Here is a 23,266-nt window from a genome sequence, read left to right on the forward strand (position 1 = left end):
TCGGTCAGTTCAGGTGGCGGCCCAGGCGGGCCTCCAGGTGTTTCAGGGTGCGGCGCACGAGCTCGACGATCAGCAGGTAGAGCACTGCCGCCCACAGGTAGATCTGGAAGTCGAAGCTGCGCGAGAAGGCCAGCTTGGTCACCCCCATCAGGTCGTAGATCGTCACCAGCGAGGCGATGGCGCTGGCCTTGATCATCATGATCAGCTCGTTGCCCAGCGGCCCGATGGCCACCAGCAGCGACTGCGGCAGGACCACCTTGAAGAAGGTGGTGGAGCGCTTGAGGTTCAACGCCCTGGCCGCTTCGTACTGGCCGGGCGCGACCGCCATCAGGCTGGCGCGGAAGATCTCGGCCTGGTAGGCGGCGGTGTTGAGGGTGAAGGCGAGCAGGGCGCAGTACCAGGCTTCGCGGAAGAACCACCACAGCCCGACGTCCTGCCAGAAGCCTTTCAGCGAGCCCAGGCCGTAGTACAGCAGGAACAGCTGGGCCAGCAGCGGTGAACCACGGAAAAAGTACACATAGCCCGCCGCCAGGCGTTGCAGCACCCGGCTGCGCGACAACCTCGCCAGGGCCAGCAGCATCCCCAGCAGCGCGCCGAGGGTGAACGAAATCGCCACCAGCTTGGCGGTTACCAGCAGGCCGTCGACGAAGCGCGGGCCATAGCGCTCCAGCAGGTCTGGGTCGAGCACATAGGCCAGCAGTTGCTCGAGGCTCATGGACGGGCTCCTTGCAGGTGGCGGTTGCTGCGCCGCTCGAGCAGGGCGAAGACCCTGCCCGACAGCGCCGAGAACAGCAGGTAGACCAGGCAGGCGACGCCATAGAAGAACATCGGCTCCTTGGTTACGCTGACCGCCAGGTTGGTCTGGCGCATCAGGTCGATCAGCGAGATGGTCGAGACCAGCGACGTGTCCTTCAGCAAGCTCAGCCAGTTGTTCGACAGGCCCGGCAGGGCGATGCGCGCCAGTTGTGGCAGCACCACCTTGAAGAATCCCGTGCGCCGGCCCAGGCCCAGGGCCGAGCAGGCTTCCAGCTGACCCTTGGGCAGGGTCTTGAAGGCCATCAGCCAGATTTCGCTGGAGAACGCCGCGAACACCAGGCTGAAGGCGATCATGGCGGCGAGGAAGGTGTTGATCAGCACTTCGCCGGGGTAGCCCAGGGCGGCGAGGATCTTCTGCGCGGCGATCTGGCAGCCGTAGTAGATGATCAGCAGCGTGAGCAGTTCGGGCAGGCCACGGAACACCGTGGAGAAGGTGGTCGCCCAGGCCCGTGGCAGGCGCTTGCGCGAACGGGCGGCCAGGGCCACGACCAAGCCCAGCGGCAGGCCGATGGGCAGGCAGGCCAGGGCCAGCGACACGGTCACCAGGGCGCCGGCCAGCAGCGCCTGGCCCCAGCCACCGCTGGCGAAGGAGAGCAGGGAGAGTTGATCGAGCATGGGGATTCCCCTGTGTACGCCAACCCCTGTGGGAACGGGCTTGCCCGCGAATGCGCCGGCAGCCGCATTGATGCTGCCTGAGCGGACGCCTTCGCGGGCAAGCCCGCTCCCACAGGTAAGGTGGTGGCTACTGGTAGATATCGAAGGCGAAGTACTTGCCAGCGATCTTCTGGTACGTGCCATTGGCCACGATCGCCGCCAGCGCCTCGTTCAACCGGGTGCGCAGGGCCTCGTCCTCCTGGCGCACGGCAATCGCCGCGTCGGCCTTGGTGTTGGCGACATCCCCGAGAATCTTGCAGCAACCCTGGCCGTTCTTGCTCAACCACTCATGCAACGGGAACTTGTCGGCGATCACCCCATCCAGGCGCCCGGCGGCAAGGTCAGCATTCGCCTCGTCCATGGTCGGGTACAGCTTCACCTCGGCGCCGGCCTTGCCGTACACGTCCTCGGCGTAGATCGCCTGGGTCGAGGAGGACTGCGCGCCGACCGTGTAGCCCTTGAAGTTGGTCTGCGTGTCGCTGATCTTGCTGTCCTTGGCCACCGCCACGGTCAATGGGGTGCGGTAGTAGTGGTCGGTGAAGGCGATCTTCTTGCGCCGCTCCTGGGTGTCGATCATCGAGGCGACCACGGCGTCATACTTGCGCGCCATCAGCGCCGGGATGATGCCCTCCCAGTCCTGCGCCACCAGGGTGCACTCGACTTTCATCTGCTCGCACAGGGCATGGGTGATGTCGACGTCGAAGCCGTGCAACTGGTTATTGGCGTCGACGTAGTTGAAGGGCGGGTAGGCCCCCTCGGTGGCGAAGCGCAGGGTCTCGGCGCTGGCGTTGCCCGCCAGCCACAGGGCGCACGCACCCACCACAGCCATGGTTCTTTTCATCTCGCACCTCGGTCGTTGCACTCTTGCTATTGTTGTTTGCCCGCCGTGTAGCCGACGAACTCGTTATGTAGAGCGGCAGTTGCTTCCAAGCGTCTTTCAACATCCGGTCCGAGCTTTTTGCAGACCTCGTTGACCATCAGGTGCACCCACGACAGCATCGTCGCGGTGGATTCCCAGAACAGGTTGAATTCGCTGGGGATGCGGAACACCTCGTCGGCGTTGGCATCGGCCCAGTCACAGAAAGTGTCGGTGACCAGCGTCACCGGGATGCCCAGCGCGCGCGCCTTCTGGCACAGCTGCAGGGCGTGGCGTGAGTAGCGGCGCGCCTCGAACACCACCAGCGCGCAGCTTTCCGGGCGGCCCAGCAGCACTTCGCCGAAGTGCCCGGCGCTGCCATCGACCAGTTGCACGCCATCGCGAAGGTACTGCAGCAGGTGGCTCATGCACATGGCGATGCCGCGTTCGGTCTGGAACCCGGCGATGAACACCCGCGGCTTGTCGGCCAGGCGCCGGGCGACCTGCTGCCAGGCTTCGCCGCGGCTGTATTCGTGCACGCGCACCAGCGCGGCCATCTCCAGCTCCAGGCTGCCCGAGCGTTGGTGGTCCTCGGGTTGCTGGCGGAATTCCTGCAAGCGATCGCCCACCAGCCAGGGGCCATCACCCAGGTCGTTCTGCAGGTCCTGCTTGAGCGCCTTGAGGTGGGCATAGCCGAGGGCGCGGCAGAACCGGCCGACGCTCGATTCGCTCACGCCCAGCTTGCCGGCGATGCTCGCCGAGGTCTGGAACGGCAGCTCGTGGAGGTTGGCGAGCATGTAGCTGGCGATCTGGCGGCCGGAAGCTGCTGCGGTGTGCAGGCTGCTTTCCAGACGTTGCTTGATCGATTGGCTCATGGACGGCTCCGGCTGATTTCTGGCGTGGGATAGAAAATGGATGTTTTCTGTCATCAAGTCAATATTTGACAGATTGCTGTCATTGGCGGGAAAGTCTGTGTCGTTGCGCTGTAGCTATTCCAATTCCAAGAAAGGAGCTTCAGATGTCCTCACCGTCCACCGGCCCTGTCGTGCGCGTGCCTTTTACCGAACTGCAGGTGCTGTTGCAGTCGATCTTCGAGCGTCATGGTTGCAGCGCGGCGGTGGCCGCCGTGCTCGCCCACAACTGCGCCAGCGCCCAGCGCGACGGCGCCCACAGCCATGGGGTGTTCCGTATTCCCGGTTATGTCTCGACCCTGGCCAGCGGCTGGGTCGATGGCCGCGCCGAGCCGCAGGTGAGCGACCTGGCATCTGGCTCTGTGCGGGTCGATGCCAAGGGTGGTTTCGCCCAGCCGGCACTGGCGGCGGCTCGGCCGCTGTTGGTGGCGAAGGCCCGGGCGGCGGGCATCGCGGTGCTGGCGATCCACAACTCCCACCATTTCGCCGCGCTGTGGCCGGATGTCGAGCCCTTCGCCGACGAAGGCCTGGTGGCCCTGAGCGTGGTCAACAGCATGACCTGCGTGGTGCCCCATGGCGCGCGCAAGCCGCTGTTCGGCACCAACCCCATCGCCTTTGCCGCACCGTGCGCCGGGCATGATCCGATCGTCTTCGACATGGCCACCAGCGCCATGGCCCATGGCGACGTGCAGATCGCCGCGCGCGCCGGCCAGCCGTTGCCCGAAGGCATGGGCGTGGATGCCCAAGGCCTGCCGACCACTGACCCCAAGGCCATCCTCGAAGGCGGCGCGCTGTTGCCGTTTGGCGGGCACAAGGGTTCGGCGCTGTCGATGATGGTCGAGCTGCTGGCCGCGGCGCTGACCGGCGGGCATTTCTCCTGGGAGTTCGACTGGTCGGGGCACCCGGGTGCGAAAACGCCGTGGACCGGGCAACTGATCATCGTCATCGACCCGAGCATGGCCGAGGGTAGCCGGTTTGCCCAGCGCAGCCGCGAACTGGTCGAGCACATGCAGGCGGCGGGGTTGTCGCGGATGCCTGGGGAGCGTCGTTATCGGGAGCGTAGAGTGGCCAATAGGGAGGGGGTAACAGTGAGTCACGCAGAATTAGAGCATCTGCGTTCGTTGCGTTAATAAATGACCGCGCACCTTACAATGGTGCGCGGTCGAACAGGCTTAGGGCAAATTTACTTAAGGTCGCCGAGTCTAAGCGGGGTGATACCAGAGTTATGATGAATTGAATCGATCGTGATATCTACAGTTATCTCTACGATCTTGGCGAGCGGCGTGCGGTCACCGAGCTCAGACAATCCCTGCCAAAAAGCAAGTTCGTATTTGGTCTCTTCTTTATCGGCCAAAGATTTATCTTTCTCAATGGCGGTGGTCAACGTTTTGAGCTTGGCTGCTCCCCAGTTTTTAATCGATTGTTTGGAACAGATAACGATGCCGCTCATGACAATGACTCCTGATGGATGGAGCTTTAAAACTATCCTCTGTCGGTGTTCCTGAAAACTGACATAACTGTCAGTTGACAATTGTCATATTGCGCCGCTGCAGACAACCATTGTGACTGCGGTGATGAAATTGGCTTCCTCAGGATGTATGCTCATCATTGATTTGTCCGAATTTACCGATCCAAGGAGCTGCACGCTGTGTTCAAACATGTCGATGCCTATGCCGGCGACCCGATCCTCTCGTTGATGGAAACCTTCAAGGCCGACCCGCGCGCCGACAAGGTCAACCTGAGTATCGGCCTGTATTACGATGAGGCCGGTGTGGTGCCGCAGCTGGCAGCGGTGGATGCGGTGGAAAAGCGCATTGCCGGCCAAGCCCATGAAGCCTCGCTGTACCTGCCGATGGAAGGCCTGGCCAGCTACCGCCAGGCGATCCAGGCACTGCTGTTCGGCGCCGACCACCCAGCCGTCACCGACGGTCGCGTGGCCACGGTGCAGACCGTCGGCGGTTCCGGCGCACTGAAAGTCGGCGCCGACTTCCTCAAGCGCTACTTCCCGGGCTCCGAAGTCTGGGTGAGCAACCCGACCTGGGACAACCATCGGGCTATCTTCGAAGGCGCGGGCTTCAAGGTGCACACCTACCCATACTTCGACCAGGCCACCCGTGGCGTGGACTTTGCCGGCATGCTCGCCGCCCTGCAAACCTTGTCGGCCAACAGCATCGTCCTGCTGCACCCGTGCTGCCACAACCCCACCGGCGCCGACCTCACTGCCCAGCAGTGGCAGCAGGTGGTCGAGGTGGTCAAGGCGCGCCAGCTGATCCCGTTCCTCGACATCGCCTACCAGGGCTTCGGTGAAGGCCTGGTGGAAGATGCCTTCGCCATCCGCGAGATGGCCCGTGCCGGCGTCCCCTGCCTGGTCAGCAACTCGTTCTCGAAGATCTTCTCGCTGTACGGCGAGCGGGTAGGGGGCCTGTCGGTGGTCTGCGACGACGCCGCCACCGCCGTCAGCGTGCTGGGCCAGCTCAAGGCCACCGTGCGCCGCAACTACTCCAGCCCGCCCGCGTTCGGCGCGCAACTGGTGGCCGGCGTGCTTGGCGAGGCCGGCCTGAACGCCCAGTGGGAGGCGGAGGTCGAGGAGATGCGCAAGCGCATTGTCCAGATGCGCCAGGGCCTGGTCGACCTGCTCGGTGAACTGCTGCCGGGGCAGGACTTCCAGTTCTTCCTGCGCCAGCGCGGCATGTTCAGCTACACCGGCTTCAGCGTCGAGCAAGTGCGTCGCCTGCGCGACGAGTTCGGCGTGTACCTGATCGACAGTGGCCGCATGTGCATGTCCGGCCTGCGTCCGGCCAACCTGCGCCAGGTGGCCGAGGCGTTCGCCGCCGTTCAGAAGTAACAAAGCCCTCCCGCGCCCTTGTTCGCCAGCTTGCCGGCGAACAAGGCTGCCCGCGTTTTTCCCCTTCTTGTAAAGACAAGTGCAACCGTCTCTCGGACGGGGCTTCCCCAAGTGCAACCTTTGCATGCACAATCGCGCCCCTCTTCCCCGGTTGAGTTGGGCGAATCGTCTAGTTCGCCATTCTCAGCCTGTTGCAGTCTTGCGAGTGGAGCTTCACCCGGATGAATGAGCAGGCCCCAAGCGTTGAACAACGCTTTGTAGAATCGACCCCCGCCACCCTCGGCAGCTGGTCGCGTCACGACACTACCTGGATGCTGGGCCTGTTCGGCACGGCCATCGGTGCCGGAACCCTGTTCCTGCCCATCAACGCCGGCCTCGGCGGTTTCTGGCCGCTGCTGGTCCTGGCCGTGCTGGCCTTCCCCATGACCTATTTCGCCCACCGCGGGCTGACTCGCTTCGTGCTCTCCGGCAGCAAGGGCGGCGACATCACCGAAGTGGTCGAAGAGCATTTCGGCATCAAGGCCGGCGCGCTGATCACCGTGCTGTACTTCTTCGCCATCTTCCCGATCCTGCTGATCTACAGCGTGGCCCTGACCAACACCGTCGGCAGCTTCCTCGAGCACCAGTTGCACATCGCGCCACCGCCGCGGGCGATCCTCTCCTTCGTGCTGATTCTCGGCCTGCTGGCCATCGTGCGCTGCGGCGAGCAGGCCACGGTCAAGGTCATGAGCCTGCTGGTGTACCCGTTCATCGTCGCCCTGGCGATGCTGGCCCTGTATCTCGTGCCACACTGGACCGGCGGCATCCTCGACACCGCATCGCAGGTGCCGTCGGGCTCGGCGTTCCTGCACACCGTGTGGCTGGCCATTCCGGTGATGGTGTTCTCGTTCAACCACTCGCCGATCATCTCGGCCTTCGCCGTCGACCAGAAGCGCCGCTATGGCGAGCACGCCGACGAGCGCAGCGGGCAGATCCTGCGCCGCGCCCACCTGCTGATGGTGCTGATGGTGCTGTTCTTCGTGTTCAGTTGCGTGCTCACCCTCAGCAGCGCCCAGTTGGCCGAGGCCAAGGCGCAGAACCTGTCGATCCTGTCGTACCTGGCCAACCACTTCGAACAGCCGGCCATCGCCTTCGCCGCGCCCTTGATCGCCTTCATCGCCATCGCCAAGTCGTTCCTGGGCCACTACATCGGTGCCAGCGAAGGCCTCAAGGGCATGATCGTCAAGACCGGCCTGCGCCCAGGCGCCAAAGCCTTGGACCGCATGGTCGCCGCGCTGATGCTGGTGGTGTGCTGGATCGTCGCCACCCTCAACCCGAGCATCCTGGGCATGATCGAATCGCTGGGCGGCCCAATCATCGCCGTGCTGCTGTTCCTGATGCCGATGTACGCCATCCGTCGCGTGCCGTCGATGCGCAAGTACAGCGGCGCGCTGTCCAACGTATTCGTGGTGGTCGTCGGCCTGGTGGCCCTGACCTCGGTGGTGTACGGCCTGCTGGCCTGATCCACGCTTGAACGATACAAATGCCCGGGTTGGTTGTCGCCACCCGGGCATTTTTTTGTCCACAGGAATTGTCCGGCAATAGAACAATTTCATGTTTGCTTATAGGCACTTGCGCGGCTTCATGCTTAACTCAGGGTCTTTTTCAAACCCGCATAAGGAATTCCGCCATGGCTCAAGTGACTCTCAAAGGCAACCCGGTTCAGGTCAAAGGCGAACTGCCGAAGGCTGGCGCCGCGGCACCGGCGTTCTCCCTGGTCGCTGGCGACCTGTCCGACAAGTCGCTCAAGGACTTCGCCGGCAAGCGCAAGGTGCTGAACATTTTCCCGAGCGTCGACACCCCGACCTGCGCCACCTCGGTACGCAAGTTCAACGCCCAGGCCAATGACGTGGCGAACACCGTGGTGCTGTGCATCTCCGCCGACCTGCCGTTCGCCCAGGCGCGCTTCTGCGGTGCCGAAGGCCTGGAGAACGTGAAGAACCTGTCGACCCTGCGTGGCGCAGAGTTCCTGCAGAACTACGGCGTGGCCATCGCCGACGGCCCGCTGGCCGGCCTGGCCGCCCGCGCCGTGGTGGTGCTGGACGAAAACGACAAGGTGCTGCACAGCGAGCTGGTCGGCGAAATCGCCAACGAGCCGAACTATGAGGCGGCGCTGGCTGTCTTGAAGTAAGTGTTCGCCGGCTTGCCGGCGAACCAGGTAACACCCGGTAACGGCCTGGACCCTGTTCCAGGCCGTTTTCATTTAAAGTTCACCGTCTTTTCAACGTCAGCCGAAGGTAAAGCGCGGGTAAAGCCACTTTGCTAAACCGATGCCAGTGCTTATCGTTCAGGCTCTCCACGCCGTCTTTCTCTGAACAAGGTTCGTTCGACCCATGCAAGCCTCCAATCCCCGTTCCCTCCGTCGCTGGCTGTTCGGCCTGCTGATCCTGCTGCTGGTGGCCGTCTTGGCCTGGTGGCAGTGGCCCGCACCGTCGGCCCACCACGAAGCCTCGGGCGGGCGCCCGGGGCGGGGCGCGGGGATGGGCATGGGCGGGCGCCCGGGCTTCGGCGCCTCCACCGAAGCGGTGCCGGTGCGGGTCGAACCGGTGCGGGTCGGTGATTTCCCGCTGTACTACAAGGCCCTGGGCACCGTCACCGCGACCAACACGGTCAACGTGCGCAGCCGGGTGGCCGGCGAGCTGGTCAAGATACATTTCAAGGAAGGCCAGCAGGTCAAGGCCGGCGACCTGCTCGCCGAAATCGACCCGCGCTCGTACCGCATCGCCCTGCAGCAGGCCGAAGGCACCCTGGCGCAGAACCAGGCGCAGCTGAAGAACGCCCAGGTCGACCTGGCCCGCTATAAAGGCCTGTACAAAGAAGACAGCATCGCCAAGCAGACCCTCGACACCGCCGAAGCGCAGGTGGGGCAGTTCCAGGGGCTGGTCAAGACCAACCAGGCGCAGGTCAACGACGCCCGCCTGAACCTCGATTTCACCCAGATCCGCGCGCCGATCAGCGGCCGCGTGGGCCTGCGCCAGCTGGACCTGGGCAACCTGGTGGCGGCCAACGACACCACCGCCCTGGTGGTGATCACCCAGACTGAACCGATCAGCGTCGCCTTCACCTTGCCGGAAACCCAGCTCGACACCGTGCTCGCCCGCTACCGCAGCGGCGCCAGCCTGCCGGTCGAAGCCTGGGATCGTGGCGACCAGAAGCTGCAGGCCAGTGGCGTGCTGGGCAGCCTCGACAACCAGATCGACACCACCACCGGCACCCTGAAGTTCAAGGGCACCTTCCAGAACAAGGACCACGCCCTGTTCCCCAACCAGTTCGTCAACGTGCGCCTGCTGGCCGACACTCTCAAACAGGTGGTACTGGCCCCGAGCGCGGCGATCCAGTTCGGCAACGACGGCACCTTCGTCTACGTGGTCAACGCCGAGAGCAAGGTCAACATCCGCAAGCTCAAGGTGGGCGCCAGCGACGGTGAGCACACGGTGGTCGTGGAAGGCCTGGCCGCCGGCGACCGTCTGGTGCTGGAAGGTACCGACCGCCTGCGCGAGGGCACCAAGGTCGAAGTGGTCGACGACAGCTCGCAAGTGCCGACCACCCCCGGCCAGCACCTGCAAGGGCAGGACGCGAAAGGTTCGGCCCAGGCCGGTGAGCCGAGCGACAAGGCGGGCGCATGAACCTCTCGCGTCTGTTCATCCTGCGCCCGGTCGCCACCACGCTGAGCATGCTGGCCATCGTCCTGGCCGGCCTGATCGCCTACAAACTGTTGCCGGTGGCGGCCTTGCCCCAGGTCGACTACCCGACCATCCGCGTCATGACCCTGTACCCCGGCGCCAGCCCGCAAGTGATGACCAGCGCCGTCACCGCGCCGCTGGAGCGCCAGTTCGGGCAGATGCCGGGCCTCACCCAGATGGCCTCCACCAGTTCGGGTGGCGCCTCGGTGCTGACGCTGCGCTTCAGTCTCGACATGAACATGGACGTCGCCGAGCAGCAGGTGCAGGCCGCGATCAACGCCGCCAGCAACCTGCTGCCCAGCGACCTGCCGGCGCCACCGGTGTACAACAAGGTCAACCCGGCCGACACCCCGGTGCTGACGCTGGCCATCTCGTCGAAGACCATGCCGCTGCCCAAGCTCAACGACCTGGTCGACACCCGCGTGGCGCAGAAGATCGCCCAGATCAGCGGCGTGGGCATGGTCAGCATCGCCGGTGGCCAGCGCCAGGCGGTGCGGATCAAGGTCAACGTCGATGCCCTGGCCGCCAATGGCCTCAACCTGGACGACGTGCGCACCCTGATCGGCGCCTCCAACGTCAACCAGCCCAAGGGCAACTTCGACGGCCCGACCCGGGTGTCGATGCTCGACGCCAACGACCAGCTGCGCTCGCCCGAGGAATACGCCAACCTCATCCTCAAGTACACCAACGGCGCGCCGCTGCGCCTGAAAGATGTCGCCGAAATCGTCGACGGCGCCGAGAACGAGCGCCTGGCCGCCTGGGCCAACCAGAACGAAGCGGTGCTGCTGAACATCCAGCGCCAGCCGGGCGCCAACGTCATCGAGGTGGTCGACCGGATCAAGGAACTGCTGCCGTCGATCACCGACAACCTGCCGGCGGGCCTGGATGTCAGCGTGCTCACCGACCGCACCCAGACCATCCGCGCCGCCGTGCGCGACGTGCAGCACGAGCTGCTGTTCGCCATCGCCCTGGTGGTGATGGTAACCTTCCTGTTCCTGCGCCGCGTCTCGGCCACGATCATCCCGTCGATCGCCGTGCCGCTGTCGCTGATCGGCACTTTCGGGGTGATGTACCTGGCCGGCTTCTCGGTCAACAACCTCACCTTGATGGCCCTGACCATCGCCACCGGCTTCGTGGTCGATGACGCCATCGTCATGCTGGAGAACATCTCCCGTCATATCGAGGAAGGGGAGACGCCGCTGCAAGCTGCGCTCAAGGGCGCCAAGCAGATCGGCTTCACCCTGATCTCGCTGACGTTCTCGTTGATCGCGGTACTCATCCCGCTGCTGTTCATGGCCGATGTGGTCGGGCGGCTGTTCCGCGAGTTCGCCATCACCCTGGCGGTGGCGATCCTGATCTCGCTGGTGGTGTCGCTGACGTTGACGCCAATGATGTGCGCGCGCCTGCTCAAGCGCGAACCGAAAGAAGAAGAGCAAGGCCGCTTCTACCGCGCCAGCGGCGCCTGGATCGACTGGCTGATCAAGCACTACGGCAGCGCCCTGACCTGGGTGCTCAAGCGCCAGCCGCTCACGTTGCTGGTGGCGGTGGCCACCCTGGCGCTGACCGTGGTGCTGTACCTGATCGTGCCCAAGGGCTTCTTCCCGGCGCAGGATACCGGGGTGATCCAGGGTATCTCGGAAGCACCGCAGTCCACCTCGTTCGCCGCCATGAGCCAGCGCCAGCAATCCCTGGCCAAGGTCATCCTCGAGGACCCGGCGGTGCAGAGCCTGTCCTCGTACATCGGCGTGGACGGCGACAACGCCACCCTCAACAGCGGCCGCCTGCTGATCAACCTCAAGCCCCATGGCGAGCGCGACGTCACCGCCGCCCAGGTCATCAGCCGCCTGCAACCGCAGCTCGACAAGCTGGTGGGCATCCGCCTGTTCATGCAGCCGGTGCAGGACCTGAGCATCGAGGACCGGGTCAGCCGCACCCAGTACCAGTTCAGCCTCAGCTCGCCGGACGCCGAGCTGCTCGCGCAGTGGAGCGGCAAGCTGGTCCAGGCCCTGCAGCAGCGGCCTGAATTGCGCGACGTGGCCAGCGACCTGCAGGACAAGGGCCTGCAGGTGTACCTGGTGATCGACCGCGACATGGCCAGCCGCCTGGGCATCAACGTTTCGCAGATCACCAACGCGTTGTACGACGCCTTCGGCCAGCGGCAGATCTCGACCATCTACACCCAGGCCAGCCAGTACCGCGTGGTGTTGCAGTCGCAGACCGCCGCCAGCCTCGGCCCGCAGGCGCTGGAGTCGATCCACGTCAAGGCCACCGACGGCGGCCAGGTGCGCCTGTCGGCGCTGGCGCGCATCGAGCAGCGCCAGGCGCAACTGGCCATCTCGCACATCGGCCAGTTCCCGGCGGTGATGATGTCGTTCAACCTGGCCCATGGCGCGTCGCTGGGCGAGGCGGTCAAGGTGATCGAGCAGGTGCAGCAGGAGATCGGCATGCCGATCGGCGTGCAGACCCAGTTCCAGGGCGCCGCAGAGGCGTTCCAGGCTTCGCTGTCGAGCACCTTGCTGTTGATCCTGGCCGCCGTGGTGACCATGTACATCGTGCTGGGGGTGCTCTACGAGAGCTACATCCACCCGGTGACCATCCTCTCCACGCTGCCGTCGGCGGCGGTGGGCGCCTTGCTGGCGCTGCTGCTCAGCGGCAATGACCTGGGGATGATCGCCATCATCGGTATCATCCTGCTGATCGGCATCGTCAAGAAGAACGCGATCATGATGATCGACTTCGCCCTGGAGGCCGAGCGCCACCAGGGCATGAGCCCCCACGACGCGATCTACCAAGCGGCGCTGCTGCGCTTCCGGCCGATCCTGATGACCACCCTGGCCGCGCTGTTCGGCGCCGTGCCGCTGATGCTCGCCACCGGTTCCGGCGCCGAGCTGCGCCAGCCGCTGGGCCTGGTGATGGTCGGCGGGCTGCTGGTGAGCCAGGTGCTGACCCTGTTCACCACGCCGGTCATCTACCTGTACTTCGACCGCCTGGCGCGCCGTTGGCGCCCAGCCACCGAGCAACAGCAGGCCGAAGCATGAACCTGTCCGGACCGTTCATCCGCCGGCCGGTAGCCACCATGCTGCTGAGCCTGGCGATCATGTTGCTGGGCGGGGTGAGCTTCGGCCTGTTGCCGGTCTCGCCGCTGCCGCAGATGGATTTCCCGGTGATCGTGGTGACCGCCAACCTGCCTGGCGCCAGCCCGGAGGTCATGGCCTCCACCGTGGCCACGCCGCTGGAGCGCAAGCTGGGCGCCATCGCCGGCGTCACCACCCTGACCAGCAGCTCCAACCAGGGCTCGACCCGGGTGATCATCGGCTTCGACCTGGGCCGTGACATCGACGGCGCGGCGCGCGAAGTGCAGGCGGCGATCAACGCCACCCGCAACCTGCTGCCCAGCGGCATGCGCAGCATGCCCACGTACAAGAAGATCAACCCGTCCCAGGCACCGATCATGGTGCTGTCGCTGACCTCCGACGTGCTGTCGAAGGGCAAGCTGTACGACCTGGCCGACACCATCCTGTCCCAGAGCCTGTCCCAGGTCAGCGGGGTAGGGGAAGTGCAGATCGGCGGCAGCTCGCTACCCGCCGTGCGCATCGAGCTGGAACCGCAATTGCTCAACCAGTACAGCCTGTCACTGGACGATGTGCGCAGCGCCGTGGCCAACGCCAACCAGCGCCGGCCCATGGGCTTCGTCGAGGACCAGGAACGCAACTGGCAGGTGCGCGCCAACGACCAGCTGGAGAAGGCCGAAGACTACAAGCCGGTGGTGATCCGCCAGGCCAACGGCGCGATCCTGCGCCTGTCCGACGTGGCCAAGGTCACCGATGGCGTGGAGAACCGCTACAACAGCGGCTTCTTCAATGACGAAAGCGCGGTGCTGCTGGTGATCAACCGTCAGACCAACGCCAACATCATCGAGACCGTCGGGCAGATCAAGGCCGAACTGCCGGCCTTGCAATCGCTGCTGCCGGCCAGCGTCAAGCTCAACGTGGCCATGGACCGCTCGCCGGTGATCAAGGCCACGCTCAAGGAGGCCGAGCACACGCTGCTGATCGCCGTGGTGCTGGTGATCCTGGTGGTCTACCTGTTCCTCGGCAACCTGCGCGCCTCGCTGATCCCGAGCCTGGCGGTGCCGGTGTCGCTGGTGGGCACCTTCGCGGTCATGTACCTGTGTGGTTTCTCGTTGAACAACCTGTCGCTGATGGCCTTGATCCTGGCCACCGGGCTGATGGTGGACGACGCGATCGTGGTGCTGGAGAACATCTCCCGGCATATCGAGAACGGCGAGAAACCGATGCGCGCCGCCTACAAGGGCGCGCAGGAGGTGGGCTTCACCTTGCTGTCGATGAACGTCTCGCTGGTGGCGGTGTTCGTCTCGATCCTGTTCATGGGCGGCATCGTCCGTGGGCTGTTCAAGGAGTTTTCCATCACCCTGGCGGCGGCGATCATCGTCTCGCTGGTGGTGTCGCTCACGTTGACCCCCATGCTCTGTTCGCGCTGGCTCAAGGTCCATGGCCCACAGCAGCAGACCCGCCTGCAACGCTGGAGCGACCACGTTCACCAGCGCATGGTGGCGGGCTATGACAGGAGCCTGGGCTGGGCGTTGCGCCACAAGCGTCTCACCCTGTTCAGCCTGCTGGCCACCATCGTGCTCAACATCGCGCTCTATGTGGTGGTGCCCAAGACCTTGATGCCGCAGCAGGACACCGGCCAGTTGCAAGGCTTCATCCGTGGCGACGACGGCCTGTCGTTCAGCGTGATGCAGCCGAAAATGGAAATCTACCGACGCGCCTTGCTCAAGGACCCGGCCGTGGAGAGCGTCGCCGGTTTCATCGGCGGCAACAGCGGCACCAACAACGCCTTCGTGCTGGTGCGCCTCAAACCCATCAACGTCCGCAAGGAAGACGCGCAGAAGGTGATCGACCGCCTGCGCAAGGAATTGCCCAAGGTCCCGGGCGGGCGCCTGTACCTGATGGCCGACCAGGACCTGCAACTGGGCGGCGGTGGTCGCGACCAGAGCACCTCCGAGTATCTGTACACGCTGCAGAGCGGCGACCTGGCAGCCTTGCGCGAATGGTTCCCGAAAGTCACCGCCGAGCTGCGCAAGCTGCCGGAGCTGACCGCCATCGACGCCCGCGACGGCGCCGGCACCCAGCAAGTGACGCTGGTGGTCGACCGCGACCAGGCCAAGCGCCTGGGCATCGACATGGACATGGTCACCGCCGTGCTCAACAACGCCTACAGCCAGCGGCAGATCTCGACCATCTACGACAGCCTCAACCAGTACCAGGTGGTGCTGGAGATCAATCCCAAGTTCGCCTGGGACCCGAGCACCCTGGAGCAGGTGCAGGTGATCACCGCCGACGGTGCCCGCGTGCCGCTGTCGACCTTCGCCCGCTACGAGAACTCCCTGGCCAACGACCGTGTCAGCCACGAAGGCCAGTTCGCTTCCGAGAGCATCAACTTCGACGTGGCCGAGGGCTACAGCCCCGACCAGGCCCTGGCGGCGCTGGAGCGCGCGGTGGCCAAGCTCGGCCTGCCCGAGTCGGTGATCGCCAAGCTGGGCGGCACGGCCGATGCCTTCAGCAAGACCACCCAGGGCCAACCGTTGATGATTCTCGGTGCCCTGGTGCTGGTGTACCTGGTGCTGGGCATCCTGTACGAGAGCTACATCCACCCGCTGACGATCCTCTCCACGCTGCCCTCGGCCGGTGTCGGTGCCTTGCTGGCGCTGTACCTGACCGGTGGGCAGTTCAGCCTGATCTCGTTGCTGGGGCTGTTCCTGCTGATCGGCGTGGTGAAGAAGAACGCCATCCTGATGATCGACCTGGCCCTGCAGCTGGAGCGCAATGAGGGCCTGTCGCCGGAAGAGTCGATCCGCCGTGCCTGCCTGCTGCGCCTGCGGCCGATCCTGATGACCACCCTGGCTGCCATGCTTGGTGCGCTGCCCTTGCTGCTCAGCCGTGCCGAGGGCGCCGAAATGCGCCAGCCGCTCGGCCTGACCATCATCGGTGGCCTGGTGTTCAGCCAGGTCCTCACCCTCTATACAACGCCTGTGGTCTACCTGTACCTCGACCGCCTGCGCCACCGTTTCAACCGTTGGCGCGGCGTGCGCACCGACGCTGCCCTGGATACCCCGCTATGAACTTTGCCCAGACCCGCCTGCACCGTGCCCTCAAGCTGCTGACCGAGGGGCGCGGCTCGCGCCTGCTCGGCGCGGGCCTGTGCGTGGCGATGCTCAGCGCCTGTACCCTGAGCCCCGACTACCACCGCCCCGAGTTGAGCACCCCGGCGCAGTTCAAGCAGGCCGAAGGCTGGACCCAGGCCAACCCGTCGGACGCCATCGCCCGTGGGGCCTGGTGGGAGATCTATGGCGACCGGCAGCTCAACACGCTGGTCGAGGAGCTCAATCGCAGCAACCAGACCGTCGCGCAGTACGAAGCCCAGTACCGCCAGGCACAAGCCCTGGTGCGCAGCAGCCGTGCCGCGTTGTTCCCCTCGCTCGACCTGACCACCACCAAGAACCGTTCCGCCCAGGGTACCGGCAGTTCCAGCTCGAGCCTGTCGAACAACAGCAGCGGCATCCGCAACACTTACAACGCCCAGCTTGGCGTGAGTTGGGAGATCGACCTGTGGGGCAAGCTGCGCGAGACGATGAACGCCAACGAAGCCAGTGCCGAGGCCAGCCTCGCCGACATGGCGGCCATCCGCCTGAGCCAGCAGTCGGAACTGGTGCAGAACTACCTGCAATTGCGGGTGATCGATGAACAGAAGCGTTTGCTCGAAGCGACCGTGGCCGCCTACGAGCGCTCGCTGAAGATGAACGAAAACCAGTACCGCGCCGGGGTGGTTGGCCCCGACGCGGTTGCCCAGGCGCGCACCCAGCTCAAGAGCACCCAGGCCGACCTGATCGACCTGGCCTGGCAGCGCGCGCAGTACGAAAACGCCATCGCCGTGTTGATGGGCAAGGCCCCGGCCGACTTCGCCCTGGCCGCCACCAACGCCATCCCGGCGTTGCCGCAGATTCCCCTGTCGCTGCCGTCGCAACTGCTGGAGCGCCGGCCCGATATCGCAGCGGCCGAGCGCAAGGTCATGGCGGCCAACTCGAATATCGGCGTATCCCGGGCGGCATACTTCCCGGACCTGTCGTTGAGCATGAGCGGCGGGTATTCCAGCAGCAGCTTCAGTAACTGGATCGAGTTGCCCAACCGCTACTGGTCGGTCGGGCCGCAACTGGCTCTGAACCTGTTCGACGCCGGCAAGCGCAGCGCCGAGGTGGACCGTACCGTCGCGGTGTATGACCAGACCGTGGCGCAGTACCGCCAGACCGTGCTGGATGGGTTCAAGGAGGTGGAGAACTACCTGGTGCAACTGAAGGTGTACGCCGACGAGGCCGGGGTACGGCAGGAGGCGCTGGAGGCGGCGCGGGAGTCGTTGCGGTTGACCGAGAACCAGTACAAGGCGGGGTTGATCGGTTACCTGGATGTGGTGAATGTGCAGACTACCGCGCTTAGCAACGAGCGCAGCGTGTTGAACCTGCTGCAAGGGCGGTTGGTGGCGAGTGTGCAGTTGATCGCGGCGCTGGGCGGCGGTTGGGATGCCCAGCAGGCGTTGGCGGGCGAAGATTGAATTTCAGTGGCGCCTGGGCAGACGCAGCTGTCGCCAGCGGGGTTGTTCGTGGCCTTTGAGTCGTATTCGCCGGCAAAGCCGGCGAACCATTGCTCAGTGTGTGTCAGGCCGTGGCGCTGACGGCGGGACGGCGCGATCCATCGCATCCAGCGTCGGATGCTCCTGCGCCGCCTGGCGCAGATCTTCGGTCACCCGCAGCTCGGCGCCGGTTGGCGAGAAGGTCGCGGTCGGCGCGAATGGGGCAGGGTGTTCCGGTGCCGGGCGCTTGCCGCGGCGCCAGAGGAAGAACCCAACCATGGCCAGGTTGATCACGGCAAAGGCCCAGAACAAGCCGACTTCGCCATAGGAGGTCATCATCGGCGAGATGGCCAGCGGCGCCATGGCCGAGCCCAGCGAGTTGATCAGCAGCAGGCCCTGGATCATCGGTACCAGGGCATCGGCCGGTGCCCGGTCGGCCGCGCTGCTGACCGCCACCGGGTACAGCGCGAACACACCGCCACCCAGCATGAACAACAATGCCGGCAACAGCACGGTGTCGGTGGGCAGCAACACGATCAGTACCGACAGCACAACGCACGCGGCGGCCAGGGTGATCAGCACGTCCTGGCGGTCCTTGCGGTCGGACCAGCGCCCGACCGGGTATTGCAGCAGCATGGCGCCGAGGATCACCCAGGCCATCATGTCGCCAATCTCGCCGATGTCCAGGCCGATGCGCTGCAGGTACAGCGGCAACAGGGCGTAGATACCGGCGATGGCGACGCCCGAACCGAAACAGCCGACCAGCCCGGTCGGTGCCACGCCCAGTAGTTGGCGTGGCTTGAGCGGCTCGACCTGGTCCAGCAACGGCGACACTCGGGGCAGGATCACGATCGGCAGCACCGACAGGGTGGCGAGCATGCCGGCGAGCATGAAGGGCGCGGTATCGCCCCAGCTGGTGATCTCGCCGAGGGTGGCCTGGGCGATCACTCCCGCGCCATAGAAGGCGATCATGTACAGCGCCAGCAGGCGACCCCGGATCTTGGCGTCGCCGGCCAGCAGCAGCCAGCTCTCGATCACCAGGAACACACCCACCGCGGCCCAGCCGTTGAGCAGGCGCAGCACCGACCACCAGGTGGTGTCGTAGAACAGCCCTTGCAGCAGGATGGTCGCGCCGATCAACGCAGCGAAGCTGCTGTAGGCGCGGATATGGCCGATGCGCAGGATCAGCCGGTCGTTGAACACCGCGCCCAGGGTCAAACCGATGAAGTAGGCCGAGGACACGATACCGATGGTGGTGGCCGACTCGCCGGCAGCGCCCAGGCGCAGGGTGGTCAGGGAAGACATGAAGCCATTGCCCAAGGCAATGATGAACAAGCCGAGCAGGGGTGCCAGCGCCATCGCCAGCAAACGCGGAGACATACATACCTCAAGGTTGGAAAACGCGGATGTGCGCCTTTTCGGCTACAGCCGGCGAGCCGGATAGGCTGCGACCTTGGCAAGGGTCAACCGCTGGGCCTGTTGCGGAAAAGGCCGGGCGGGGGCGGTTGAGCCTGGTGCACATGGGCGATGTGGCGAGGCACGGACGCGGTCCTTGCGGGCGCTTGCCACCAGGTTGGGCGACGGGCGAAAAGGAAGCGGGATTCTACGGCTTGTGGGGGATTTGCCAAGGGGGATGAGGCTGCGGCGAGAGGACGCAGGGGAGATGTGAGGGCCAGGCTCAATAAGCACTGCATTTAATCATTTGAATACAATCGATAATCATTCTTCTGCACCCTGGTTTCTGGATAGTGGCTCATTGATACTGTCTGCGATAGGATTATGTCTACTACGTACTCAGGGAGAGCAGGGCGTGATCTACAATGCTGAATTCGTCAACGAGTTGTTGGGTAATTTCCATGCATCGTTTCTCAAGAACAAAGACAAGTGGTGCACTATCTCTCAAGTAGGCCCCGAGGGTAATGCCTACAAGAAGAAAATGTACCAGAAGCTCTATACGCTACGTTTTTTTCCCGCGTACTATCTTGAGTATTGCTTGCTGGCCTGTGAACTGAAACAGCGCCTGCCAACGGATTGCAAGAGCATTCAGGTCGCGTCTTTCGGGTGTGGCATCTGCCCCGACTACTACGCATTGCGAGATAACCTTGGGGATGTCGAGTTCGATTACTATGGTTTCGACAATTGCCAATGGTCCACCCAGCGGCTGATTCCGGAGAACGAGGACGATAACCTGGTTTTTCATCACCTTAATACGAAGTCGCTGAAGCGGGTGGATCTCGATGAGATCGACGTTTTCGTCTTCCCGAAGTCAATCAGCGACATTGCGGCGAGTGGCGGGTTGGAACGCCTGGCGAAAAGCATCTCGGCAACAGAGAGTGACCGGATTTTTTTCCTTAACTCTTACGTTTCCAACGGCAGTGAAAGTAAAAAGTCCTCAGGAAATCTTCGTCATTTTGATGTCGTTCACGAGGCGTTGAGCAAAGTGGGTTTCAGCACTCAGGACGACAGGTATAAAACCCGATTCAAGGGTACGTTTGGTGAAGGTCTCAGAAAGGTTTCATGGGATTTTTGTTACCCCGATGAGCTGAAACTAAAATGCGCTGACCAAGGAAAGTTTCCATCGTGTGAGGGCTGCAACGTCGTGAAACTGCCCGTGATGACCAATCGCTTCATGGATTACCAACTGCTCGAGTACACCCGCACATGATCATCAGTGCCAGTCGCCGCACCGACATTCCTGCCTTCTATGCCGACTGGTTCATGAACCGTGTCCAGCAGGGTTTCCTGCTGACCCGCAATCCGTTCAACTACCACCAGATCTCCCGGGTCTCCCTCGACCCGGCCGATGTCGATGCCATCGTGTTCTGGACCCGCAACCCCCGCCACCTGATGAAGTCGCTGGACACTTTGGACGCTCGCGGGCTGCGTTACTACTTCCACTACACGATCACCGGCTATCCCCGCGCCGTCGAAAAATCCGTGCCACGGCCCATGGACGCCATCCGTTGTTTCATCGACCTGAGCCAGCGCGTGGGCCCTGGCAAGGTGATCTGGCGCTACGACCCGATCCTGGTGTCCAACCTGATCGACCTTGCCGAGCACAAGCGGCTGTTCGCCAAGATCGCCGGCCTGCTGGCAGGGCATACCGAGCGGGTGGTCATCAGTTTTGCCGACTTCTACAAGAAGACCAGCAGCAACCTGGCCAAGGTGCAGGGCTTGATCTGCTCTGATGTACTGGCCACCCCGGACGCACTGCTCGACCTTGCCCACTACATGGCGCAGGTCGCACAGGCGCACGGCATGCAGATACAGAGCTGCGCCGAAGAAGTGGATACCGACGCGGCAGGTATCGCCCATGGCAAGTGCATCGATGACCGACTGCTGGCGGACTTGTTCGGTATTGCGCTCAAAGGCACCAAGGATGTCGGCCAGCGCGCAGCGTGTGGCTGTATCAAGAGCGTTGATATCGGTGTCTACAACACCTGCCTGCATGGTTGTGCGTACTGCTATGCCACGTTCAACCATGAGAAGACACTTGCCCAGCGTCAGCAGCACGATCCTGCCAGCCCCTTTCTCATTGGCGGTACGCAAGGGGTATCGCCGGCGTTGCTGGCGCCGCGCAATAGTCAGTCGACGCTGTTCTGAGGCAGACGCGGCGGTCAGCTCGATGAGCCGGTGGAGGAGGCCTCGGCCCGATGCTGATCTTGCCGGGGCAATTCTTTGGCCACGGTCTGCTGGGCCTGCTGGCGTTGCAGGGCCCATTGATCGCTGCGCTCCTTGAGGCGGTCGGCGCCGCCCTCGGCAAATGCCGTGGTCATCGAGGTCATGGTCAGCAGTGTGAGGGCACAGAGCAGGGGTTTCATCGAAGTCATCTCCATCATGGGTGGTCAGTGCGGTCGGGTGGCGACCTGTTGACGGGCATGATGGCGGGTCAGGATTTTCCCCGGATTAAGACGCAGGATCAGCGCGGCACCTGTAGGAGCGGCCTTGAGCCGCGAAAGGGCTGCGTAGCAGCCCCAGGATTTCAGCTTTGGCAAAGATCGCCGGGGCCGCTCTGCGACCCTTTCGCGGCACAAGGCCGCTCAGGGATCGAGCCAGTCTCACGATCACCGCGTGATCAACCGCTCATGCACCCACCCCTGGTCAGTCAACACCATGGCGCGGGTCTCCTCGAGCGGCTTCGCGGCACTGCCGGCGGCCTGGCCCAGGCCGATGACGTCGGCCTGCACCGCCTCATCGCCGGCCCAGCCCGGCAGGTCGGTGACCTGGTAGCGGTAGGTCACCTGCGAAACCTTGCGCCCTTCACGTTCGGCTGGCTTGCTGAACGCGGTGATCTCGGTGAGCCGGGCCTTGCCGAAGCACAACCCGCCGGTGCTGCCGCCATCCGCGCGCTTCACGGCGTCGGCGCGGTAGTACTTGCGGCCCTCGTCGGTGAGGTCGTAGGCGTAATAGATGTCGGTGCGGGCAGGCTGCCACAGGCGCTCGGGCACCTCGGTGCGGGAAATTTCCCGTTCGCTGACCACGCCGACCTTGGCCAGGGCGCGCAGCGCCTTGTTGGTGCCATCGACGTCGAAGTCGCGGGTCCGGGCGGGGAAGGCGGTGATCACGAAGCAGTGCGGGTACTGGGTGTCGAGGTAGGCCTGGGCGGCCTGGCGAAAGCTGGCTTCGCGGGTGTCCTGGCCGGCCGAGCAGCCGAACAGCGTGGCCAGCAGGGCCAGCGGTACGATCTTCCTGTTCATCGTAAGGCTTCCTTGTAGTTGCCAATTGCGCAGCGAACACCGGCCGGGCCGGTCGGATCGGGATTAGAACCCGCAAGCCAGAGCGGCCGCAATCATGGCAACTGGACATGTCGGCGGGGTTGTGCGCGCCATCGCCGGGTGTTGGGACGGGTGAAAAACCAGGGCTCATCCATACTGCTCTGATCCGCCCCGGCGTCACCGGGGCAACCGGGGACCTTCCAGGAGAGCAGGCAGATGGCCAAGGCCGAGGGCAAGAAACGCAAGGGTGACGACGGCAAGCGGTTGGGGCGCAAGGATTATGAAAGCGAACTCAAGCGCCTGCACGTGGAACTGGTGAAGCTGCAGCAGTGGGTGGTGGAGAAGGGCCTGAAGGTGTGCATCGTCTTCGAAGGCCGCGATGGTGCCGGCAAGGGCGGCACCATCAAGGCCATCACCGAGCGGGTCAGCCCGCGGGTGTTCCGGGTGGTGGCGCTGCCGGCGCCGACCGAGCGGGAAAAGACCCAGATCTACGCCCAGCGCTACCTCACCCATCTGCCGGCCGCCGGCGAGGTGGTGATCTTCGACCGCAGCTGGTACAACCGCGCCGGCGTCGAGCGGGTGATGGGCTTTTGCAGCGACGAGCAGGCGCAGAAGTTTCTCACCGTGGTGCCGATGTTCGAACGGATGATGGTCGAGTCGGGGATCATCCTGATCAAGTACTGGCTGGAAGTCAGCGCCGAGGAGCAGGCACGGCGCCTTCAAGACCGCATCGACGACGGCCGCAAGCTGTGGAAGCTGTCGCCGATGGACATCAAGTCCTATAACCGCTGGGATGAGTACACCCGCGCCCGCGACGAGATGTTCGCCGCCTCCGACTCATCCTGGGCGCCGTGGTACATGGCGCGGTCGGAAGACAAGCGCAAGGCGCGGCTGAACATTATCAGTCACTTCTTGCAGCAGATTTCCTACAAGGATTTAAGCCAGGCGCACAAGGTCACGCTGCCCAAGCGCGGCAAGATCGGCAAGTACAAGGCCATGCCTTATCCGTTCAAGATGGTTGCGGAGCGGTTCTGAAACCGTAGGGGCGGCTTTAGCCGCGATCACCCGCGAAGCGGGTGCCATAACCGTGGTGCCTGCAT

19 protein-coding genes are annotated in these 23,266 nt (G+C 64.1%); 11 read left to right on the top strand and 8 right to left on the bottom strand.

Translation table 11 applies throughout. The annotated features are described in order from the left end of the window. Positions 1 to 4: 4 nt before the first annotated feature. The 4 genes from JYG34_RS12700 to JYG34_RS12715 form a co-directional block, all read right to left on the bottom strand. Positions 5 to 715 carry an ABC transporter permease gene (locus JYG34_RS12700; protein ID WP_213660992.1) on the bottom strand — a complete coding sequence of 237 codons (711 nt, stop codon included), beginning with the start codon at positions 713 to 715 and terminating at the stop codon, positions 5 to 7. Further along, on the bottom strand, positions 712 to 1,431 hold the full coding sequence (locus JYG34_RS12705; RefSeq protein WP_213660993.1) for an ABC transporter permease: 720 nt from the start codon (positions 1,429 to 1,431) through the stop codon (positions 712 to 714). Before JYG34_RS12705 ends, JYG34_RS12700 begins: the two co-directional genes overlap by 4 nt. Before the next feature lie 127 nt (positions 1,432 to 1,558). Beyond that, positions 1,559 to 2,311 (bottom strand): transporter substrate-binding domain-containing protein, encoded by a 753-nt coding sequence (locus tag JYG34_RS12710; protein ID WP_213660994.1) that lies wholly within the window; start codon positions 2,309 to 2,311, stop codon positions 1,559 to 1,561. Between the two features lie 26 nt (positions 2,312 to 2,337). Next, complete coding sequence (locus JYG34_RS12715) at positions 2,338 to 3,201, bottom strand: MurR/RpiR family transcriptional regulator (protein ID WP_213660995.1); 864 nt, start codon at positions 3,199 to 3,201, stop codon at positions 2,338 to 2,340. 143 nt (positions 3,202 to 3,344) lie between these two features. On the opposite strand from JYG34_RS12715, the gene JYG34_RS12720 reads away from it, so the two are divergent. Then, positions 3,345 to 4,367, top strand: a complete 1,023-nt coding sequence (locus tag JYG34_RS12720) for an Ldh family oxidoreductase (RefSeq protein WP_213660996.1) — start codon at positions 3,345 to 3,347, stop codon at positions 4,365 to 4,367. 53 nt (positions 4,368 to 4,420) lie between these two features. Here JYG34_RS12720 and JYG34_RS12725 read toward each other — a convergent pair whose 3' ends face one another. Further along, positions 4,421 to 4,687 carry a hypothetical protein gene (locus JYG34_RS12725; protein ID WP_213660997.1) on the bottom strand — a complete coding sequence of 89 codons (267 nt, stop codon included), beginning with the start codon at positions 4,685 to 4,687 and terminating at the stop codon, positions 4,421 to 4,423. A 198-nt stretch (positions 4,688 to 4,885) separates the two neighbouring features. Between JYG34_RS12725 and JYG34_RS12730 the strand changes: the two genes are divergently transcribed. The 7 genes from JYG34_RS12730 (at position 4,886) to JYG34_RS12760 (ending at position 17,433) form a co-directional block, all read left to right on the top strand. Then, on the top strand, positions 4,886 to 6,082 hold the full coding sequence (locus tag JYG34_RS12730; RefSeq protein WP_213660998.1) for an amino acid aminotransferase: 1,197 nt from the start codon (positions 4,886 to 4,888) through the stop codon (positions 6,080 to 6,082). Positions 6,083 to 6,303: 221 nt separating this feature from the next. Next, positions 6,304 to 7,584, top strand: coding sequence for a serine/threonine transporter (locus JYG34_RS12735; RefSeq protein ID WP_213660999.1), 1,281 nt, complete (start codon positions 6,304 to 6,306; stop codon positions 7,582 to 7,584). Positions 7,585 to 7,751: 167 nt separating this feature from the next. Continuing rightward, positions 7,752 to 8,252, top strand: coding sequence for a thiol peroxidase (tpx, locus tag JYG34_RS12740; RefSeq protein WP_213661000.1), 501 nt, complete (start codon positions 7,752 to 7,754; stop codon positions 8,250 to 8,252). 202 nt (positions 8,253 to 8,454) lie between these two features. Next, the gene (locus tag JYG34_RS12745) at positions 8,455 to 9,747 is read left to right on the top strand and encodes an MdtA/MuxA family multidrug efflux RND transporter periplasmic adaptor subunit (RefSeq protein ID WP_213661001.1); all 1,293 of its coding nucleotides are present in this window, start codon (positions 8,455 to 8,457) and stop codon (positions 9,745 to 9,747) included. Next, complete coding sequence (locus tag JYG34_RS12750; RefSeq protein ID WP_213661002.1) at positions 9,744 to 12,842, top strand: MdtB/MuxB family multidrug efflux RND transporter permease subunit; 3,099 nt, start codon at positions 9,744 to 9,746, stop codon at positions 12,840 to 12,842. Before JYG34_RS12745 ends, JYG34_RS12750 begins: the two co-directional genes overlap by 4 nt. Then, entirely contained in the window at positions 12,839 to 15,949 is a 3,111-nt protein-coding gene (locus tag JYG34_RS12755; protein WP_213661003.1) for an efflux RND transporter permease subunit, read from the top strand. Before JYG34_RS12750 ends, JYG34_RS12755 begins: the two co-directional genes overlap by 4 nt. Beyond that, on the top strand, positions 15,946 to 17,433 hold the full coding sequence (locus JYG34_RS12760; RefSeq protein WP_213661004.1) for an efflux transporter outer membrane subunit: 1,488 nt from the start codon (positions 15,946 to 15,948) through the stop codon (positions 17,431 to 17,433). The genes JYG34_RS12755 and JYG34_RS12760 overlap by 4 nt, the downstream gene beginning before the upstream one ends. Before the next feature lie 93 nt (positions 17,434 to 17,526). Here JYG34_RS12760 and JYG34_RS12765 read toward each other — a convergent pair whose 3' ends face one another. Then, the gene (locus JYG34_RS12765) at positions 17,527 to 18,831 is read right to left on the bottom strand and encodes an MFS transporter (RefSeq protein ID WP_213661005.1); all 1,305 of its coding nucleotides are present in this window, start codon (positions 18,829 to 18,831) and stop codon (positions 17,527 to 17,529) included. Positions 18,832 to 19,261: 430 nt separating this feature from the next. Here JYG34_RS12765 and JYG34_RS12770 point away from each other — a divergent pair, with 430 nt between their 5' ends. Both JYG34_RS12770 and JYG34_RS12775 read left to right on the top strand, forming a co-directional pair. Beyond that, positions 19,262 to 20,116, top strand: a complete 855-nt coding sequence (locus tag JYG34_RS12770) for a hypothetical protein (protein ID WP_213661006.1) — start codon at positions 19,262 to 19,264, stop codon at positions 20,114 to 20,116. Continuing rightward, positions 20,113 to 21,054, top strand: a complete 942-nt coding sequence (locus tag JYG34_RS12775; protein ID WP_213661007.1) for a DUF1848 domain-containing protein — start codon at positions 20,113 to 20,115, stop codon at positions 21,052 to 21,054. Before JYG34_RS12770 ends, JYG34_RS12775 begins: the two co-directional genes overlap by 4 nt. 14 nt (positions 21,055 to 21,068) lie before the next feature. Here the strand turns inward: JYG34_RS12775 and JYG34_RS12780 are convergent, their stop codons facing one another. Both JYG34_RS12780 and JYG34_RS12785 read right to left on the bottom strand, forming a co-directional pair. Beyond that, positions 21,069 to 21,272, bottom strand: a complete 204-nt coding sequence (locus JYG34_RS12780; protein WP_213661008.1) for a hypothetical protein — start codon at positions 21,270 to 21,272, stop codon at positions 21,069 to 21,071. Positions 21,273 to 21,515: 243 nt separating this feature from the next. Beyond that, positions 21,516 to 22,148, bottom strand: a complete 633-nt coding sequence (locus JYG34_RS12785; RefSeq protein ID WP_213661009.1) for a hypothetical protein — start codon at positions 22,146 to 22,148, stop codon at positions 21,516 to 21,518. A 234-nt stretch (positions 22,149 to 22,382) separates the two neighbouring features. Here JYG34_RS12785 and ppk2 point away from each other — a divergent pair, with 234 nt between their 5' ends. Continuing rightward, positions 22,383 to 23,201 carry a polyphosphate kinase 2 gene (ppk2, locus tag JYG34_RS12790; RefSeq protein WP_213661010.1) on the top strand — a complete coding sequence of 273 codons (819 nt, stop codon included), beginning with the start codon at positions 22,383 to 22,385 and terminating at the stop codon, positions 23,199 to 23,201. Positions 23,202 to 23,266 lie beyond the last annotated feature (65 nt).

This window comes from Pseudomonas entomophila (assembly GCF_018417595.1).
In the GTDB taxonomy this organism is placed as follows: domain Bacteria; phylum Pseudomonadota; class Gammaproteobacteria; order Pseudomonadales; family Pseudomonadaceae; genus Aquipseudomonas; species Aquipseudomonas entomophila_C.